This is a genomic window from Candidatus Benthicola sp. (assembly GCF_058719085.1).
Window position 1 is genome coordinate 1 of sequence record NZ_JBZQEK010000158.1, and the last position, 17,221, is coordinate 17,221.

Sequence of the window (17,221 nt, forward strand, 5' to 3'; positions counted from 1 at the left end):
AGGCGGAGCGGCCAGCCAGGCCGCCTACCTGCTCGCAGGAGCAGCCGGACTCCCGGTCTTCGCGGCCGGAGGTGGAGCGGCGTACTTGCTCGGGCCGACAGGCGGGTATCTGCTGGCCTTTCCCGTGGCGGCCGCGGTCGCAGGCCTGTGGCACCCGGGTCGGGCAGGCTGGTTGCGCGGCGCCGTGTGCCTGGCCGCCGCTCTCGCGGTGATCCATGCGGGCGGGATCGCCTGGCTCACCGTGGTGGCCGGCGGATCCGTCTCCGTGGGTGCCATTCTGCGCCCGTTCTTCGTCGGGGACGTGCTGAAGATCCTGCTCGTGCTCGCCATCGTTCGGCTCGGTCCCGCGGCCCTGCGCGGACGCTCTTCGTAGGTCGTGGGGCCGCGCGGGGTGGTGGAGGTCGGCACCGCGCGGCACGTCGAGAAGGGCGGAGAACGCCAGCCGTGGGGCTGGCGGCTGGCGGCCTATGGGGTTCTCCTCCTCCTGCTGACGCTTCTGTTCCAGGGCGCCGTCGCGTGGGCGTTTCCGGCCACCCTGGAGCGACTGACTCTGGCGGGAGCGCTGGCCGCCTGTGCGGCTGCGATGGTCGCCACATGGGTCATGATGTCCACGGTGGAGTCGAGATCGCCCGTGGTTCTCGGCCTGGCCGTGCACCGCCGATCGGCCGTCGATTTGGCTCGTGGCCTCGGCATCGGGCTCGCACTGATCGGTCTGGTCCTCGGAGCGATGATCGTCGGAGGCTGGGCAAGAGTGGCGACGGTCGAGCGCGCGGCTCCGTGGTCCCTCGAGTCGCTCGTGTATGTGACGCTTCTGCTGCTGGTTGCGGCGTTCTTCGAGGAGCTGGCCGTTCGCGGCTACCCTCTCCAGGTGCTGGCGAGAAGGTGGGGAGCAGGTGTGGCCGTGGGGGCGACGTCCGTGGTTTTTGCCGCCCTTCACGGGGTCAATCCGGGTGTCGGTCGGGTCGCGATGGTGAACACGCTGCTGGCCGGGATTTTGCTCGGAATCCTCTACTGGAGGACGCTGAGCCTGTGGCTCGTGACGGGAGCTCACCTCGCGTGGAACTGGACGATGGGGGTCGGCGCGGGATTGCCGGTGAGCGGCCTAGACGTGGGATCGCCGTTGGTGCAGCTCGAAACGGACGGGCCCCCGCTCTGGACGGGTGGTGCCTACGGCCCGGAAGCGAGCCTCCTTCTCTCGGCGGCGGCGCTGCTGGGCATCTTCTGGGCGGCGCATAGCCCCCGGCTGTCGCGCGATCCCGTCGTTCTGAGCCGGGGACCGCTGATGAGGATCGAGAGCGGGAATCCCGAGAAAGCATAATGAAGGCCGCCATCGACGCGGTGGAGGCCGATCGAATCGGAGGGAACATGAACGCCAGCCACGTAGACCTCACGGGCGTGGTCGGTGCCGGGACGATGGGGAACGGCATCGCCCACGTCTTCGCGCTCGCCGGTATCGAAGTCGTGCTGGTCGACGCGGTGCCGGAGGCTCTCGAAAGGGCTCGCTCGAGCATCGAGAAGAACCTGAGCCGGCAGCTGGCCAAGAACCGCATCGACGCGGCCGAGGCGCGCGCAGCCCTGGAGAGGGTTCGGACGGAGACGGAGCTGGAGGCCGTCGGGGAGGCGCAGCTCGTCGTGGAGGCCGTCCCCGAGAACCGGGAGTTGAAGCTGGAGGTGTTCAGGCGCCTCGACGCCCTGTGTTCCGGGGAAGCGATCCTCGCGTCGAACACCAGCTCGATCTCGATCACCGACCTTGCGGGCACCGTGAGCCGTCCGGAGCGGTTCATCGGCATGCACTTCATGAACCCGGTGCCGGTGATGCAGCTGGTGGAGATCATCCGGGGCCTGGAGACCGACGACGCGACCACCGAGCTGACGGTCGGGTTGTGCGAACGGATCGGGAAGACGCCCGTGGAGGTGAACGATTTTCCGGGGTTCGTCTCCAACCGGATTCTCATGCCGATGATCAACGAGGCGGTCTACTGCCTGATGGAGGGGGTAGCCCGACCCGAAGCGATTGACAAGGTGATGAAGCTGGGAATGAACCATCCGATGGGGCCTCTGGCACTCGCCGACCTGATCGGGCTGGATACCTGTCTCTTCATCATGAAGGTGCTGCACCGCGATCTCGGGGAGGACAAGTACCGGCCCTGTCCGCTCCTGGCGAAGTACGTCGCCGCCGGCCGGCTGGGACGGAAGGCGGGCCGGGGATTCTACGCGTACGGCGATGCGTAGGTCGCACGCCGGGACCCGCCTCACGGAGGAGCAGAGGGAGATCCTGCTGCTCGCGCGGCGGTTCGCCCGGGACGAGCTTCGTCCGGGAGCGGCGGACCGCGACCGGAACGAGGCCGAGACGGACTCCGAGCCCATACGCAAGCTGGGGGAGCTGGGCTTCCTCGGCATGCTGATTCCCGAGAAGTGGGACGGGTTGGAGCTCGACATGCTCACGTATCTCTACGTGCTGGAGGAGATCTCGTGGGGAGACCCCTCCGTGGCGGTTTCGATGAGCGTGCACAACTCCCTTCCGACGCAAACGCTGGTGCGGCACGGAACTGAGGCGCAGAAGGAACGGTGGCTCAGGCCCATGGCCCGCGGCGAGCTGCTGGGGGCGTTCTCCCTGACCGAGGCCGATGCCGGCAGCGATGCGGCGGCGATCGTGTCGCAGGCGACACGGGACGGCGACGGGTGGCGGCTGAACGGCTCCAAGATGTGGGTCACCAACGGGACCTCGGCCGATATCGTGCTGATGATGGTCCGAACGGACGAGCCGACCGACCGCCAGGGCTCGCGGGGCATCGGCGCGTTCCTCGTGCCGACGGACGCCGAGGGGTACATTCCGGGCAAGAAGGAGAAGAAGATGGGACTTCGGGGGTCGGAGACCGTCGCGGTCACCCTCGAGGACCTCTTCCTCGGGCCCGAGCACCTGATCGGGGAGCCGGGTCTCGGGTTTCGGTACGCCCTCGAGGCTCTCGAGGGAGGGCGGCTCGGTATCGCCGCTCAGGCCATCGGCATTGCGGAGGCCGCTCTGGACTTCGCCCGCGACTACGCGGAGGAGAGGGTCCAGTTCGGGCGACCGATCAAGGACTTCCAGGGCCTCCAGTTCAAGCTCGCGGACATGGCCACGCGCGTAGAAGCCGCCCGGGGACTGCTGTACCGCGCGGCGCTGGCCTACGACCGGGACGAGGCCCGGAAGCGCAAGCTGTCGAGCATGGCGAAGCTCGTGGCAAGCGAGGCCGCGACCTGGGTGACCCGTCAGGCCGTGCAGATCTTCGGCGGTTACGGGTATAGCCGCGAGTACCCGGTCGAGCGATTGTTCAGAGATGCCAAGGTGACGGAGATCTACGAGGGGACGAGCGAGATCCACCGTATGATCATCGCACGTGAACTATATCTGGAGAGAGGAAACGACCAGTGAGCACCGACACCCGCTACGCGGACAAAGTCGTGGAGGCCGCGGACGAGAGGAGCGAGATGTTCGACCTCCTCTCGAAGCACGATCACGAGCAGGTCGTCTTCACATATGATCCTTCCAGTGGATACCGGGGCATTATCGCGATCCACAATACGGCGCTCGGACCGGCGCTGGGCGGTACGAGGTTCTGGAACTACGAGTCGGACTACGACGCGCTGATCGACGTGCTCCGCCTCTCGCGTGGCATGACCTACAAGGCCGCGGTGGCCGGGCTGAACCTCGGTGGAGGCAAGGCGGTGATCATCGGGGACAACCGGGTCAAGCAGCGCGAGATGATCATGCGGGCGCATGGTCGCGCCGTGGAGTCCCTCGGAGGCCGTTACTTCACGGCCGAGGATGTCGGGACGTCGGTGGCCGACATGGACTACATCCACATGGAGACCGAGCACGTGGTCGGCATGGCCGGCAAGTCGGGCGATCCGTCTCCGGTCACCGCGTACGGCACCTACCGCGGCATCAAGGCCTGCAGCCTGAAGAAGTTCGGGACGGACGATCTATCGGATCGCTCGGTGGTCGTGCAGGGCGCCGGCCACGTGGGCTACTTCCTCGCCGAGGACCTTCGGGCCGAGGGTGCGAAGGTGTTCGTGGCGGACATCGACGACGAACGAGTCCAGCGCTGTGTGGACGAGCTCGGGTGCGAAGCCGTGAGCGCAGACGAGGTATACGACGTCGACGCGGATGTGTTCGCTCCGTGTGCGCTGGGGGCGATCCTGAACGACGATACGATTCCCCGACTCAAGGTCGAGATCGTCGCCGGTGCGGCCAACAATCAGCTTGCCCAGTCGCGGCATGCGGCGATGCTCGAGGAGCGCGATATCCTGTACGCCCCCGACTACGTGATCAATGCGGGCGGGCTGATCAACGTCTACTCCGAGCTCGCCGGTTGGACTCTCGAGCGGTCGAAGCGCAAGGCGGGAGAGATCTACGCGACGCTGCTCGCCATCTTCGACCTGGCCGGGGCGGAGGGGATCACGAGCGCGGAAGCGGCCGACGAAGTAGCTCTGCGCCGGGTGCATGCGGTCACTCAGTTGCACCGCACGTACGTATGAGCGCCATGGACTTCGATCCGGTGCGTCCGGGTGAGACGGATGTGGCTCCGTCGTGTGACCACCTCCAGGTGGTCGACCCCGAGGTGTTCTCGGCCATCCAGGCCGAGGCGGCCCGTCAGCGGGAGGGCCTCGAGCTGATCGCCAGCGAGAACTTCGTGTCCGGGGCCGTGCTCGAGGCGATGGGCTCCGTGCTCACCAACAAGTACGCCGAGGGCTATCCCGGGAAGCGCTACTACGGTGGCTGCGAGCAGGTGGATGTCGTCGAGGATCTGGCGAGAAGCCGTGCCCGTGAGCTCTTCGGGGCGGATCACGCGAACGTCCAGCCGCACAGCGGCGCGCAGGCCAACATGGCGGCCTATTTCGCCTTCCTGGAACCGGGGGCGAAGCTCCTCGGGATGGACCTGTCGCACGGTGGCCATCTGACGCACGGCTCCCCGGTGAACTTCAGCGGGCAACTGTATGACGTCGTCCCGTACGGGGTTCGCGAAGAGGACGGGCGCGTCGACATGGACGTCGTGGCGGAGCTCGCTCGCCGGGAGCGGCCGGCCATGATCGTGGCGGGGGCGAGTGCGTACCCCCGGACGCTCGATTTCGAGGCCTTCGCGGCCATCGCCGGAGAAGTGGGGGCGATGCTGCTCGTCGACATGGCTCACATCGCGGGGCTGGTGGCGGCCGGAGTTCACCCGTCCCCGGTGCCTTTCGCGGACGTGGTGACCACGACGACCCACAAGACGTTGAGGGGTCCCCGAGGCGGCCTGATTCTGTGCAAGGAGGAGCATGCCCGAGCGATCGACAAGTCCGTCTTTCCGGGCATGCAGGGCGGACCTCTCGAGCACGTGATCGCGGCCAAGGCGGTGGCCCTGCACGAAGCGCAGTCGGCGGCTTTCCGCCGGTATGCCGCCCGGATCGTCGAGAACGCGCGGGCCCTTGCGGAGGGTCTCATGGAGCGGGGCTGGAATCTCGTGTCCGATGGAACCGACACGCACCTGCTCCTCGTGGACCTTCGGGAGACTGACCTGTCCGGAAAGGACGCCGAGGAGTACCTGGGTCAGGCCGACATCACGGTGAACAAGAACACGGTCCCCGGGGAGACACGGTCGCCCTTCGTGACCTCTGGGATCCGCATCGGGACCCCGGCCCTCACCACGCGCGGGATGCGGAAGCCGGAGATGGAGGCGATCGCGGGAATGATCGATCGTGCGCTCCGCTCCGGTGGAGACGAGTCGGTGGTCGCCGCCGTGCGGTCGGAGGTGCACGATCTCGCCAGCCAGTTCCCCCTGGTGGCGGACCCGGAGGTGAGCGCCGCGGAGATCGCATGAGCCGCGGGAGCCGGCGCCCCCCCCATACCGAGGGAAGGTGAATCGGCCGGGCTCGTTTCGTATCGCCTCGGGATCGGCCGAGGCGGAGCACCGTGTGAAGGGATCCCGGTTCATCGCGGTCACCGCTCCGGCGGGCGACCTCGACTCGGCGATCGGGCGCCGGGACGTCGAACGGCGCCGGTTTCACGACGCCACCCACCACGTGTACGCAGCGGTTCTTCGAACCGGTGAGTCTCGCTTCGACGATGATGGAGAACCTTCCGGGACCGGCGGCCGACCGCTGCTGTCCGCGATCGAGCGCGCGGACCTGGTGGATGTCGTCGTCGTGGTGACCCGGTATTTCGGTGGCACCAAGTTGGGCACCGGCGGCCTCGGGAGAGCGTACGGGATGGCCGCGGACCTGGCCCTTCAGCGGACCCCGTCCCGCAGTGTCGTTCGAGCTCGCAAGGTCCTGGTTTCCTACGGCTACCTCGACACCGGCTGCATCGCTCGCTGCGTCGAAGCCACCGGCGGGGTTCGGCTTCGGGAATCCTACGGCGACCGGGCGGAGCTCGAGGTCGCGCTGCCCGCTTCGGAGGTCGACGCCCTCCGCCGCCTGGTCGCCGAGGGCACGGGCGGCCGGGCTCGGGTCAACGTGCTGCCGGGGGAGTCCCTGCTCGGGGAGTGAGACTTGACGCCGTTTTCTCGGGATTTCTAGATTCACCGCCGAGTCGGGCGGGGAATCGGAGCGCCGTACGCTCACCCGCCGTGGGCCAGAACGATGAAGGCAGGTGGATGGAAGCGCCAACGCTCCAGGAGACGCTGGGACAGTTGCAGCGGCGCAATCCACGGTACGCCGTGGAAGCCTATCTGTTCGTGCTTGGCGGGCTGCACCGGAGGCTGACGGAGCTGGACGCTCCGCGGCACATCTCCGGGTCCGAGCTCGCGGGTGCGGTGAGGGACCTTGCCCTGGATCGGTTCGGTCTCCTGGCCCGCGTCGTGCTGGAGCACTGGGGCGTCCACTCCACCGAGGACATCGGGGAGATCGTCTTCCTGCTGGTGGATCACGGCGTGTTGACGAAGCAGGACAGCGATCGGCGGGAGGACTTCGCCGACGTCTTTTCGTTCGAGGAGGTATTCGAGCTGGATTATCCGTGGGGCGTGCCGGGGCGGTAGGGCGTCCACGCGGAGGCGGCGCCCGCGGGCGGCGGGCCCTTCCAGCCATCGGTTCCTGTCGCGCGTGCGGCCTGCCCGACGATCGGGGAGAGGGGTGAGACGTGGAGAATGGAGAGCAGTTCCCGAAGTGTCTGAGGTGTGACGGGGGCGTCCTGCTCCCGCTGTCCGACTATGGTCGCGATGGCGCGCCGATCCGCTACAAGGCGTGGGTGTGCTCGAATCCCGAGTGCGGATACAACATCCGTATCGACAACGGCGAGATCAGCTTCGGTCGGAGCATCAGCCAGTCCTTCAAGTAGGTGCACGACGCCTCGCGCCGTGCCGAGGGAGGCGACGCAGTGCGGACCCAGCCGACGTCGGACCCGCGGCCTGAACCACCGGACGCCCGGGCGGCCGACTGGCGTGCCGGGGCCGAGACCGTCTGGCTTCCGACGGCCGACGAGATGGGAGCGCTCGACCGGGACGCGGTCTCCAGCGGGGCCACCACCGAGCGGACCCTGATCGAAGCGGCCGGCCGCGAAGTCGCGCGGCGGCTCCAGCGCCACTATCCCGAGGGCCGGATCGTCGCCGTCGCCGGACGCGGTCACAACGGCGCGGATGCTCTGGTGGCCCTTCGGACCCTCCGATCCTGGGGGCGTGAGGTGGCCGCCGTCCTGTCGACCCCGGACCCGCCCGAGCCCGACGTCCTCATCGGGTGGGACATTCCGCTGCGCCCCAGCCAGGAGCTCGAGTCCGCCGCGCTCGGGGCCGCCGTGTTTCTGGATGGAATCCTCGGTACCGGAGTCACGGGAGCGCCACGGGAGCCCCAGGCGATGCTCATCGAGCGCATGAACGCCAGCGGGGTTCCGATCGTGGCGGTGGACGGTCCGAGCGGGGCCGACTTCACGACCGGCGAGGTCGCCGGAGCCTGCATCCGGGCCTCCCTCACGGTGGCGCTCGGATGGCCGAACCTCGGGCTGCTGCGTTTTCCTGCACGGTCGTACTGCGGGCGGATCGAGGCGGTGGAGATCGGCTTTCCCCCGCCAGCAGGACCCATGGGAGCCCGGGCGATCACCGGTCGCTGGGTGGCCGAGCGGCTCATTCCGCGCCCTCCTGATGCGCACAAGGGCCGCGCCGGATACCTGCTCCTGGTCGCCGGCCGGGAGGGAATGGCCGGTGCCGCGGTCCTCGGGGCCCGCGCGGCGCTCCGTGGAGGCATTGGCATCCTGAAGGTCCTCGGGGACCCGGCGAACCGGACCATCCTTCAGAAGACCTGCCCCGGAGCGATCTACGTCGGTTGGGACGATGCGGACGAGGTCGAAGGCGCCGTCGAATGGGCGGGCGCGCTGGCCATCGGGCCGGGTCTCGGCCGCGGCGATGACCGACGGGCGTTGATCCAACGGGTCCTCACGTGCAGGGGAGATCGGCCGGCGGTAGTGGATGCCGATGGGCTGAGCGCCTTCGAAGGCGACATGGACGGACTGGCTGCGGTTTTCCGCGCCAGGGATGTGGTGACCCCGCACCCCGGTGAGCTCGCCCGCCTGAGAGGCTGCGAGGTGGAGTCGATCCTGGCGGATCCGCCCTCGGCGGCACGCTCGGCGGCTCGTGATCTCGGCTGCACGGTGCTTCTCAAAGGACAGCCGTCCTGGGTCGCGGTGAAGAACGAGCCGCTTCGGGTGAGCACGACCGGCGGGCCGGAGGTGGCTTCGGGCGGCACCGGAGATGTCGTCACCGGGCTGATCGGGGCCTTTCTGGCCGCGGGCATGGCCGGGGCCGATGCGGCGGCGGCCGCGTTGTGGCTGACCGGGGTCGCCGCCGCAGACGCCATCGAGCCCGCGGGGCACCTCGCGTCGGACATTCCGGAGCGACTGCCGGACGTCCGCGCCCGTCTCTCGCGTCTGGGCCCGCCCGCCGGTCCACTGATCTTCGTCTCCGGGGCATGAGGTGATGGGTCGCCCGGGAGGCCGGTGGCTGCTCGTGGGCCTCCTCTCCCTCATGGTCGCCAGCGGGCTTCCCGCGCAGACGGGGGGCTGGCGGACCGATGAGCGCGTCCTGATCACCGACTTCGGGATCGTCACCGCCCTGGCCCGCTCGCCCTCGGCGTTGTTTGCGGCGACGTCGGGTGGGCTGGTGACCCTGGACGAGGCGTTCGAAAGCGTGGAGCCGCCGGTCACCGTCGAAGACGGATACCCCGCCTTTCCCCCGACCGCGCTCGCCTTCGACCGAAGAGATGGTTCGGTCTGGATCGCCGCCTCGCGGGAGCTGTTCCAGTTCGATCCGTTCAGCCGTCGATTCCGCGATCGCATTCCGGTGCGGCAGGCGGTGACCGACATCGTCCCTGCAGACGCCGCCGGATCGGATCTCTATGTCCGCATGGGTGGAGAATGGTGGCGACTGGATACGTTCAGCCGGAACCTCCGGCGCGCCGATCCGGGAGCGGTTCGGGGAGCCATCGCATCCCTCCCCGACCTCAGGGCCCGAGCCGAAGCGATCGCCGATCCGTTCTTTCTCGACGGAGCCCGACAGGCGGCGCGGTTCTACGGGAGCGGCCCGGTCCGAGTACTGGACGTGATGCCCGGCCGTTCGGCCGGGTTCTGGTGGCTCGCGACCGCGGGCGAATCTCTCGTCTTCTACGAGCAGGTCTCACAAATGGGTCGCAAGGCGATGTTCGGCCCGGTGGGCGCGGGGATGGCCGCGGTGCTGGCCACGGGGAATCAGGTGTGGCTGGCTCCTGACCGCGCCCTCGAGGGCAGGTACGGGGTCGCCCTGGGGACGGCGGACCTACAGAGGTGGTCGGTGTGGCGGGCGGATTCGTCGCGAGCGGTTCCGGAGGGCGTCCGGGCCCTTGCCAGGGCGCCGGGGGGGATCTGGGCCGCCGCGCGGTCGGGTGTGTACTGGATGCCGGACGGGGGCGAGGAGTGGCAGGCCGAGCGGGCGGTCGGGCTGGCTCGGCTGCCGACCGTCTGCCTGGCGCCGGCGTCGGGACCCGGGTCCCGCTCCGTCTGGGTCGGTACCGAACAGGGCCTGCTCCGGGTGATGGGTCCCGGAGGCGGCGTGGACGTCGATGTGCTCGGGGGAAGGGAGGTGAGGTCCGTGGTCGAGGCAGCCGGGCAGGTGTGGATCGGGACCCCGGGCGGTCTGTTCACCATGCCGGTGCCGGATTCGACGGGCGCTCGGCCTCCGAGGCGCGCCGAGGGCCCGTCGGTGCTGAGGGAACCGGTGGGGGCGCTGGTCGCTGCGGGAGACACGGTGTTCGCCGGACTGGGCCGGGAGGTGTGGTGGAAGCCCGGCTCCGGATCCGACTGGAGGCGCCTCGAATCGATCGGAAGGGCAAGGGCCGCCGTTTCCGCGCTCTCGCTCCACGACACCGCGCTCTGGGTCGGCACCGCTGCCGGGGTCACGGTGGTGGAAACGACGGGGGGTCTCGTGCACACCTATTCCTTCGGTCCGGATCTTCCCCCCGGTCCGCGAGGGGAGACGGCGGTGAACGCGATTTCGGTGCCGACGGAGAACGAGGCGTGGCTGGCGCTGCCGGCGGGAGCGCTGCGACTGGAGGTGCGACATTGAGCGGGCAGACCGGGTCGGGCCCGCTCCGCTGGCCGCTGCGGGACAGCCCCGAATTCCTCCGCATCCGCCGGCTCGTGGAATCGACGGCCGCGCCGGACGTGGCCGAAGTGAAGATCGGTCCCGGTGACGACGCGGCGGCACTCCGCGTCCCGGAGGGCGAGTTCGTGGTTCTGAGCTCGGATATGACGGTGGAAGGAGTGCATTTCCTCCGCGAGTGGCTCACCTGGGAGGCCATCGGCTATCGGGCCGCCGCTTCGGCGCTCAGCGACCTGGCGGCGATGGCCGCGCGACCGCTCGGCGTGCTGCTCTCTCTCGCGATCCCGCCCGAAGTGGACGGGCGTACGCTGGATGAGCTGGCGGGCGGGGTCGGCGCCTGTCTGCGCGATACCGGTGCGACCCTCCTCGGAGGGGACCTGTCACGCTCTCCGGGTCCGGTGGTCCTCGATCTCGCGGTGATCGGGACGGCGCGGCGCCCGGTGACCCGGTCCGGTGCGCGACCCGGCGACGAGCTCTGGGTCAGCGGCTCGCTGGGTGCGGCGGCGCTCGCGACTTCGGCATGGAAGGGCGGCCTCGAGCCCGATCCCGTCGCGAGGCGCTCGTTCGAGAGGCCGCGTGTGCGCTGGCGTGAGGCGAGGCGTCTGTGCGAGGAAGCCGACGTGCACGCGATGATCGACCTGTCGGACGGACTCGCCTCCGATGCGGCCCACCTGGCGGTCGCCTCGGACGCCCGCCTGGTGATCGAGGCGTCCCGCATCCCGCTTCACGCCGGCCTCGAGAGCTGGGCCGTCGAGGAGTACGCTCTCGCCCTGGCGGTCGGAGGAGGCGAGGACTACGAGCTGCTCGCTGCCCTCGCTCCCGGCAGCTACACGGTCGGACCGCCAGGGCGCTCCGCGCAGACCGGGGTCGAATGGGTGCGGGTGGGCACGGTGGAAGAGGGGGCCGGTGTCGAATGGCTCGATGCGGCCGGGAATCCGATGGAACCGCCGGCCGGTGGCTTCGACCACTTTCAAGCGGGAGACTGAGCGGTGCTGAGGACGGTCTGGTTCTGGATCGTGACCGTACCGGCTACCGCCTTCTTCTCGACCGTGTCCATCGTCGGCGGACTGGTCCGGGCCCCGGCGGCCCTGCACGACTGGGTGCATCGCAACTGGGGGCGTGTCGAGCTCCGGGCGGCCGGTGTGAACCTGACGGTCCACGGACTGGAGCACGTCAGCCGGACGGAGGCCCAGATCTTCGTCGCCAACCACCAGTCGATCTTCGACATCTTCGCCATCCTGGCAACCGTCCCCGCCTCGGTCCGGTTCGTCGCCAAGAGGGAGCTCGGCCGGATCCCGATCATGGCCCAGGCGATGTCGGCGGCCGGACACGTGTTCATCGATCGAAAGGACCGCCGAGAGGCGTCGCGTGCGATGCGACGGGCGGGGGAGAGGATGAAGCGTCAGGGCCTCTCTCTGGGGTTGTTCCCCGAGGGCACGCGATCCCCTACCGGACAGTTGCAGGAGTTCAAGAAGGGGACCTTCGTGCTGGCGATCGAGACGCAGGCGCCGATCGTGCCGATCGCCCTGGATGGAGGCTACCGGGTGGCGAGGCGCGGCCGGATCCGGGCTTCCGACATGGTCCTCTCGATTTCTCCTCCCATCCCTACGGAAGGGAAGAGCGTCCAGGACCGCGACGAAGTGCTCCAGGCGGTGCGGGCCGCCATCGGGGGAATGCTGGAGGGAGCGAGAGGAGTTCCCGCTCCCTCCAGGGGAGCCACCGCTACTGCCGGTCGGGGGTGAAGAAGATCGGGACGCCGCCCTCGGTGGGCGCGATCACCAGGTTGTTGGAGCCGCCGCCCACCTCTCCGAGGACCTCGAGGTACCTCCAGTACAGGTAGCGCTGGCCCTGGACCCCGGTGAGGCTCGTCGCGATGATCTCCTGCGCGTCCCGGATGCCGGCGGCCTCGGCTCTCTTCTGGTTCGCCTGTTCCTCGACGACCTGCGTCTGGTAGGCCTCCGCCTGCACCTGCTGTTCACGGGCCAGCTTGTTCTCGATCGCCTGCCGGATCGTCTCCGGCGGCTCGATCTCGCGCACGAAGAAGTCGGTCACGAGAATGCCCCGAGGCTCCAGACGATTGGCCATCAGGCGCTCGATGCGGTCGCCGATGGTCGCCCGGTCGCTGGACAGGATCTGGGCGGCGGCGACCTCGGCGATCGCGTCCCGCACGGCGGATCGATAGGTGTTGTAGACGTAGGCGTGAATGTCGGCGGGATTCCCGATCGCGAGGTACAGGTTGACCACCGAATCGCCGTTGATGCGGTACCGGTAGGCGGCGTCGACCCCGATCTGCAGCTGGTCCGACGAGAGGGCGGTGAGGCGTTCCGCGGCTCCTTCCCGCGGGTACTGGATTTCCCGCGTGGAGTAGTTGGTCCACGAGCGGAGAATGGAGTGGTAAAGGCCCTGATAGTAGGGCGTCCCGCTCACCGCTCCCGTGACCGGGTTCCGCTTCACGGCCACTTCGTACTGGTCCACCCGGTTGAACCCGAAGAAGAAGAGCAGGATCACCGCGAGGATCGCGATGCCCGCGCCCACGGTGCCGGCCTGTTGCAGGAGTCTCTTCAACATGCGTCCTCCACCCATGCGTGAATCGTATCGCTATTGTCTGGTGCTCCGGTCCGGGTCAATTTGAAACTTCGTTGAGCAATCTGACACCCCCCGCAAACCATGGGGAAGCCATATCATGCCCAAGATCAAGGACATACACGCTCGAGAGATCCTGGACTCGAGGGGAAATCCAACCGTAGAGGCCGAGGTCACGCTGGACAGCGGCGCCGTGGGCCGGGCCGCGGTGCCGAGCGGTGCGTCCACGGGGCAGCACGAGGCGGTCGAGCTCCGGGATGGCGATCCCGCGCGCTACGGGGGCAAGGGCGTTCTCAAGGCCGTGGGACATGTGAACGGCGAGATTCGAACGGCGTTGACCGGTCGTGACGCGAGGGACCAGGCGGGGATCGATGACGCGCTGATCGCGCTCGACGGTACGGCGAACAAGAGCCGACTGGGGGCCAACGCGATCCTCTCGGTATCGATGGCCGCGGCCCGCGCCGCGGCGGCGCAGCTGGAGATCCCCCTGTATCGACATCTCGGGGGCGAAGGCGTACACACGCTGCCGGTACCGATGATGAACATCCTGAACGGGGGCGCCCACGCCGACAACAGCGTCGACATCCAGGAGTTCATGGTCGTCCCGGTCGGTGCGCCCACCTTCGCGGAGGGGCTCCGGGCCGGCACCGAGGTGTTCCATGCGCTCAAGAAGAGGCTGAGCTCCGAGGGCCACAACACGGCCGTGGGGGACGAAGGAGGCGTGGCTCCGAATCTGGGCTCCGATGCCGAGGCGCTCGACGTGGTCCTCGAGGCCATCGAGGACGCCGGCTACGAGGCCGGCCGCGATGTCGCGGTGGCGCTGGACGCCGCAGCCACGGAGCTGTTCGATCCGGCCAGCGGCTCGTACGTCTTCGAGGGTTCGGGAGAGCGCGTCTCCCTGACGCCGGGCGCCATGGTCGACCTGTACGAGGAGTGGTTGGACCGGTATCCGATCGTGTCGATCGAGGACGGGCTGGCCGAAGATGACTGGGAGGGATGGAGGCAGCTCACGGAGAGGCTCGGGGCCCGAGTGCAGATCGTGGGTGACGATCTCTTCGTCACCAACGTCGACCGGCTGGCGAGGGGCATCGAGATGAAGGTGGCCAATTCCATCCTCATCAAGCTCAACCAGATCGGGACGGTCACGGAGACGCTGCGTGCGATCGAGGTGGGCCGGGACGCCGGATACACGTCCGTGATCTCGCATCGTTCCGGCGAGACGGAAGACACGTTCATCTCCGACCTGGCAGTGGCCACGTCGGCCGGACAGATCAAGACCGGATCGGCATGCCGGTCGGAGCGAGTGGCGAAGTACAACCGGCTTCTCCGGATCGAGCAGGAGCTGGGTACGTCGGCCCGGTATCCGGGCAGAGCCGTCTATGCGTGAGTCGGTCCGCCGGTGGGGGTTCCGGGGGTTCATCGCCGCCCTGGTGACGGCGGCCGGGTACCACATGCTGTTCGGCGGTGTATACAGCGTGATGGACATCCGCGAGATGCGGGCGGAGCGGGCCGAGCTGGTGGATCGACTGGACTCCCTGATCGCACGCACCGACTCGCTCGAGCAGCGGGCGGACAGCCTCGAGTCGGATCCGCTGGCGATCGAGCGCACGGCACGGGAAGAGCACGGCCTGGTGAAGCCGGGCGAAGTCGTGGTTCGCTTCCACCCGGTGGACGGCGGCGAGGCGGAGGAGGCGCCGGAATAGGCGTGCGGCAGCTTGACGCTTCTGCTTCTCAACTCTACTTTGGCGGCGCGTTGCGGGGTGGAGCAGTCTGGTAGCTCGTCGGGCTCATAACCCGAAGGTCGCAGGTTCGAATCCTGCCCCCGCTACTGGCGGAACGTTGGCTCGAGTGGCCGGGGATTCTCTCCGGCCGCTCTGTTTGGCAGGGTAGCTCAGTCTGGTCAGAGCGGGGGACTCATAAGCCCTAGGTCGCGGGTTCGAATCCCGCCCCTGCCACTCCTCCTTTCGCAGCATTCTCTCCAAGCCAGTCATCCGGTCGCGGGTGGTTCCGCTCGCCGCGCTCGCGGAATGTCTCGCTTCGCTCGACGGCGAATCCCGCCCCTGCCACTCCTCCTTTCGCAGCATTCTCTCCAAGCCAGTCATCCGGTCGCGGGTGGGTCCGCTCGCCGCGCTCGCGGGTGGGCCGTTACTCACACCCGAGGCCCCAGCACGGATCGCTGGCGGCGAAGATGAGCCCTCCGGTCAGAAGTACTCCGAGCATGGCCAGGGCAGCGGTCCGACCCGCCGAGACGTGTCTCGTTTCGATGGAAGAGACGCTGTCGAGTTTGAAGGCGAGGTCGCCACCGACACCGGGCTTCGTATCTTTAGGTCCGGCGCTCGTCCGCCATCCTCTCAAGTCATCGCCGTCCACCCACGGGTTATGAACAGCCTGGTGCCTTCCGTCCCCGAGAGTGACACGCACCTCTCGCTTCTGAGGCAGGTCGACGATTTCGACCGGACGGTAGTAGGTGCACCCGGTCTGCCACACGAACAATCCGACCAGGACGATGGAGACAGGGCGGCTGCGGAACACGGTTCACCTCCGGTCAGTGGAAGACGCACCGTGAGCCTATTTCAGGTCGGTCAAGTGATGATCAAAGCGAAGCGCCCGGCGTGCCGCCGCAGGCACTCGAGCCAACGGCGAGACCACCCGGCGCGTGGGGTAGGTAGCGCCTGAAGCCTCACCGCGGCTTGATCGCGCCCCGCACGGACCTCGACGGCGAATCTTGCCCCTGCTCCTACTCCTCGTCGCGGGGCAACGCGTAATCCTCGTCCCCAACGCCGGCCGTCTCGAGGGCCGTCTGCAGCTGGGCGTGTCCGATCGAGTCGTTGTAGTGGAAGTAGACGGGCATCTCGTTGCGCAGCAGGTCGAGGATGTCCGGATACTGGGTGCGGTTGAAGTACCCGGCCCAGTAGGCGCCCGTGTACCGGTTGGCCGGCTTCTGCTGCATGTCGTTCAGGAAGTAGAGGTACGCTCTCTGGTCCTGCTCCGGGCCGAGGAGGAGGATGATGTGGGGAACCGCATTCCCTCCGGCGCCGAGCGAAGGAGATCTCAGGTACACGGCGTAGCGCTCGATCTTCCAGTGGGCGTCCATCTCTTCCTCCGCAGAAGTCCGGGTTGACGGACGAAGTTACTTGCGGATCTGGAGGACCGACAGGCGGATCGGGGCCCTCCGGGAACTTGCTTGCGAGAGATTTGTTACACGTGTGCGAGCGGGGAAGGGAGACATAGACGGAGGAGCCGATGCTGTTTCGCCGGTCGAGCGACATACGATCTTCGGAGATCACGCCATACCGGGTGTACCTGAACCGACGCCACTTCATCGGCCGATCGGCGAAGATCGCCGCGGCCGCGGCTCTCGTTCCCGGCGCCCTCATGGCGTGCGACGAGTCGGAGGGGATGGAGTCGCGCCGGCCGTCCGGAGAGCCCGCGGGTGGCGCCGGACCGCAGGAACGGGACTGGGAGCGGGTTCGTTCGGATCTCGATGAGCCCCTGACCCCATACTCCGACGTGACCGGTTACAACAACTTTTACGAGTTCGGCACGGGCAAGGAGGATCCGGCCCGCAACGCCCACACCCTCGTCACGGAGCCGTGGTCGGTGGAGGTGTCGGGCGAGGTCGGCCGACTCGGCAGGTACGACCTCGATGACCTGCTGGCGCCCCACGACATCGAAGAGCGGATCTACCGGCTTCGCTGCGTCGAGGCCTGGTCCATGGTGATTCCGTGGTCCGGCGTGCCCCTCGCGGAGGTGATCCGGCGTCTGGAGCCCACCGGAAAGGCCCGGTTCGTGGAGTTCACCACGCTGTACGATCCCGAGCAGATGCCAGGACAGCGTCGCCGGGTGCTCGATTGGCCCTACGTCGAAGGGCTGCGGATGGACGAGGCCATGCACCCGCTCACGCTCCTGGCGACAGGGGTGTACGGAAGGGATCTGCCGAACCAGAACGGGGCGCCGTTGAGGCTCGTCGTTCCCTGGAAGTACGGCTTCAAGAGCATCAAGTCGATCGTTCGAATCCGGTTCGTGGAGGACATGCCGGCCACGAGCTGGGCCGTATCCGCTCC

At 68.2% G+C, this 17,221-nt stretch carries 19 protein-coding genes and 2 tRNA genes; 18 read left to right on the forward strand and 3 right to left on the reverse strand.

Annotated features, from left to right (window positions below; all coding sequences use genetic code 11):
- The 13 genes from AC36XV_RS11785 to AC36XV_RS11845 form a co-directional block, all read left to right on the forward strand.
- Window positions 1-373, forward strand: a 373-nt coding sequence (locus tag AC36XV_RS11785; protein WP_492203882.1) for a biotin transporter BioY, incomplete at its 5' end; no start/stop codon positions are given.
- Between the two features lie 3 nt (window positions 374-376).
- Window positions 377-1,318 (forward strand): CPBP family intramembrane glutamic endopeptidase, encoded by a 942-nt coding sequence (locus AC36XV_RS11790; RefSeq protein WP_492203883.1) that lies wholly within the window; start codon window positions 377-379, stop codon window positions 1,316-1,318.
- Between the two features lie 47 nt (window positions 1,319-1,365).
- Window positions 1,366-2,232 (forward strand): 3-hydroxyacyl-CoA dehydrogenase family protein, encoded by an 867-nt coding sequence (locus tag AC36XV_RS11795; RefSeq protein ID WP_492203899.1) that lies wholly within the window; start codon window positions 1,366-1,368, stop codon window positions 2,230-2,232.
- A complete protein-coding gene (locus AC36XV_RS11800) occupies window positions 2,225-3,412 on the forward strand; it encodes an acyl-CoA dehydrogenase family protein (protein ID WP_492203884.1) in 1,188 nt (395 codons plus the stop codon). Before AC36XV_RS11795 ends, AC36XV_RS11800 begins: the two co-directional genes overlap by 8 nt.
- Before the next feature lie 56 nt (window positions 3,413-3,468).
- Complete coding sequence (locus AC36XV_RS11805; RefSeq protein ID WP_492203900.1) at window positions 3,469-4,518, forward strand: Glu/Leu/Phe/Val family dehydrogenase; 1,050 nt, start codon at window positions 3,469-3,471, stop codon at window positions 4,516-4,518.
- 5 nt (window positions 4,519-4,523) lie between these two features.
- Entirely contained in the window at window positions 4,524-5,837 is a 1,314-nt protein-coding gene (glyA, locus tag AC36XV_RS11810) for a serine hydroxymethyltransferase (protein ID WP_492203885.1), read from the forward strand.
- Between the two features lie 94 nt (window positions 5,838-5,931).
- A complete protein-coding gene (locus tag AC36XV_RS11815; protein WP_492203886.1) occupies window positions 5,932-6,504 on the forward strand; it encodes a YigZ family protein in 573 nt (190 codons plus the stop codon).
- A 107-nt stretch (window positions 6,505-6,611) separates the two neighbouring features.
- Window positions 6,612-6,992 carry a Minf_1886 family protein gene (locus tag AC36XV_RS11820; protein ID WP_492203887.1) on the forward strand — a complete coding sequence of 127 codons (381 nt, stop codon included), beginning with the start codon at window positions 6,612-6,614 and terminating at the stop codon, window positions 6,990-6,992.
- 101 nt (window positions 6,993-7,093) lie between these two features.
- Complete coding sequence (locus tag AC36XV_RS11825; RefSeq protein WP_492203888.1) at window positions 7,094-7,291, forward strand: hypothetical protein; 198 nt, start codon at window positions 7,094-7,096, stop codon at window positions 7,289-7,291.
- 39 nt (window positions 7,292-7,330) lie between these two features.
- Window positions 7,331-8,914 (forward strand): NAD(P)H-hydrate dehydratase, encoded by a 1,584-nt coding sequence (locus tag AC36XV_RS11830; protein ID WP_492203889.1) that lies wholly within the window; start codon window positions 7,331-7,333, stop codon window positions 8,912-8,914.
- A 4-nt stretch (window positions 8,915-8,918) separates the two neighbouring features.
- On the forward strand, window positions 8,919-10,538 hold the full coding sequence (locus AC36XV_RS11835) for a hypothetical protein (RefSeq protein WP_492203890.1): 1,620 nt from the start codon (window positions 8,919-8,921) through the stop codon (window positions 10,536-10,538).
- Window positions 10,535-11,560 (forward strand): thiamine-phosphate kinase, encoded by a 1,026-nt coding sequence (gene thiL, locus AC36XV_RS11840; protein ID WP_492203891.1) that lies wholly within the window; start codon window positions 10,535-10,537, stop codon window positions 11,558-11,560. The genes AC36XV_RS11835 and thiL overlap by 4 nt, the downstream gene beginning before the upstream one ends.
- Window positions 11,561-11,563: 3 nt before the next feature.
- Window positions 11,564-12,316: a lysophospholipid acyltransferase family protein gene (locus AC36XV_RS11845; protein WP_492203892.1), complete on the forward strand. Its 753-nt coding sequence runs from the start codon at window positions 11,564-11,566 to the stop codon at window positions 12,314-12,316.
- Here the strand turns inward: AC36XV_RS11845 and AC36XV_RS11850 are convergent.
- Window positions 12,297-13,142 carry an SPFH domain-containing protein gene (locus AC36XV_RS11850; protein ID WP_492203893.1) on the reverse strand — a complete coding sequence of 282 codons (846 nt, stop codon included), beginning with the start codon at window positions 13,140-13,142 and terminating at the stop codon, window positions 12,297-12,299. The two genes, AC36XV_RS11845 and AC36XV_RS11850, sit on opposite strands and share 20 nt — an antisense overlap.
- Before the next feature lie 115 nt (window positions 13,143-13,257).
- Between AC36XV_RS11850 and eno the strand changes: the two genes are divergently transcribed.
- The 4 genes from eno (at window position 13,258) to AC36XV_RS11870 (ending at window position 15,112) form a co-directional block, all read left to right on the forward strand.
- Window positions 13,258-14,544, forward strand: coding sequence for a phosphopyruvate hydratase (gene eno, locus AC36XV_RS11855; RefSeq protein ID WP_492203894.1), 1,287 nt, complete (start codon window positions 13,258-13,260; stop codon window positions 14,542-14,544).
- On the forward strand, window positions 14,537-14,860 hold the full coding sequence (locus AC36XV_RS11860) for an FtsB family cell division protein (RefSeq protein ID WP_492203895.1): 324 nt from the start codon (window positions 14,537-14,539) through the stop codon (window positions 14,858-14,860). Before eno ends, AC36XV_RS11860 begins: the two co-directional genes overlap by 8 nt.
- A 51-nt stretch (window positions 14,861-14,911) precedes the next feature.
- Window positions 14,912-14,985: transfer RNA gene (locus AC36XV_RS11865), tRNA-Met, on the forward strand.
- 52 nt (window positions 14,986-15,037) lie between these two features.
- A tRNA-Met gene (locus AC36XV_RS11870) sits at window positions 15,038-15,112 on the forward strand.
- A gap of 190 nt (window positions 15,113-15,302) precedes the next feature.
- Here the strand turns inward: AC36XV_RS11870 and AC36XV_RS11875 are convergent.
- On the reverse strand, window positions 15,303-15,689 hold the full coding sequence (locus AC36XV_RS11875) for a hypothetical protein (protein ID WP_492203896.1): 387 nt from the start codon (window positions 15,687-15,689) through the stop codon (window positions 15,303-15,305).
- 205 nt (window positions 15,690-15,894) lie between these two features.
- Entirely contained in the window at window positions 15,895-16,251 is a 357-nt protein-coding gene (locus AC36XV_RS11880; RefSeq protein WP_492203897.1) for a hypothetical protein, read from the reverse strand.
- 149 nt (window positions 16,252-16,400) lie between these two features.
- On the opposite strand from AC36XV_RS11880, the gene msrP reads away from it, so the two are divergent.
- Window positions 16,401-17,221 (forward strand): protein-methionine-sulfoxide reductase catalytic subunit MsrP (gene msrP, locus AC36XV_RS11885; RefSeq protein ID WP_492203898.1); only part of this gene is annotated, 821 nt, incomplete at its 3' end.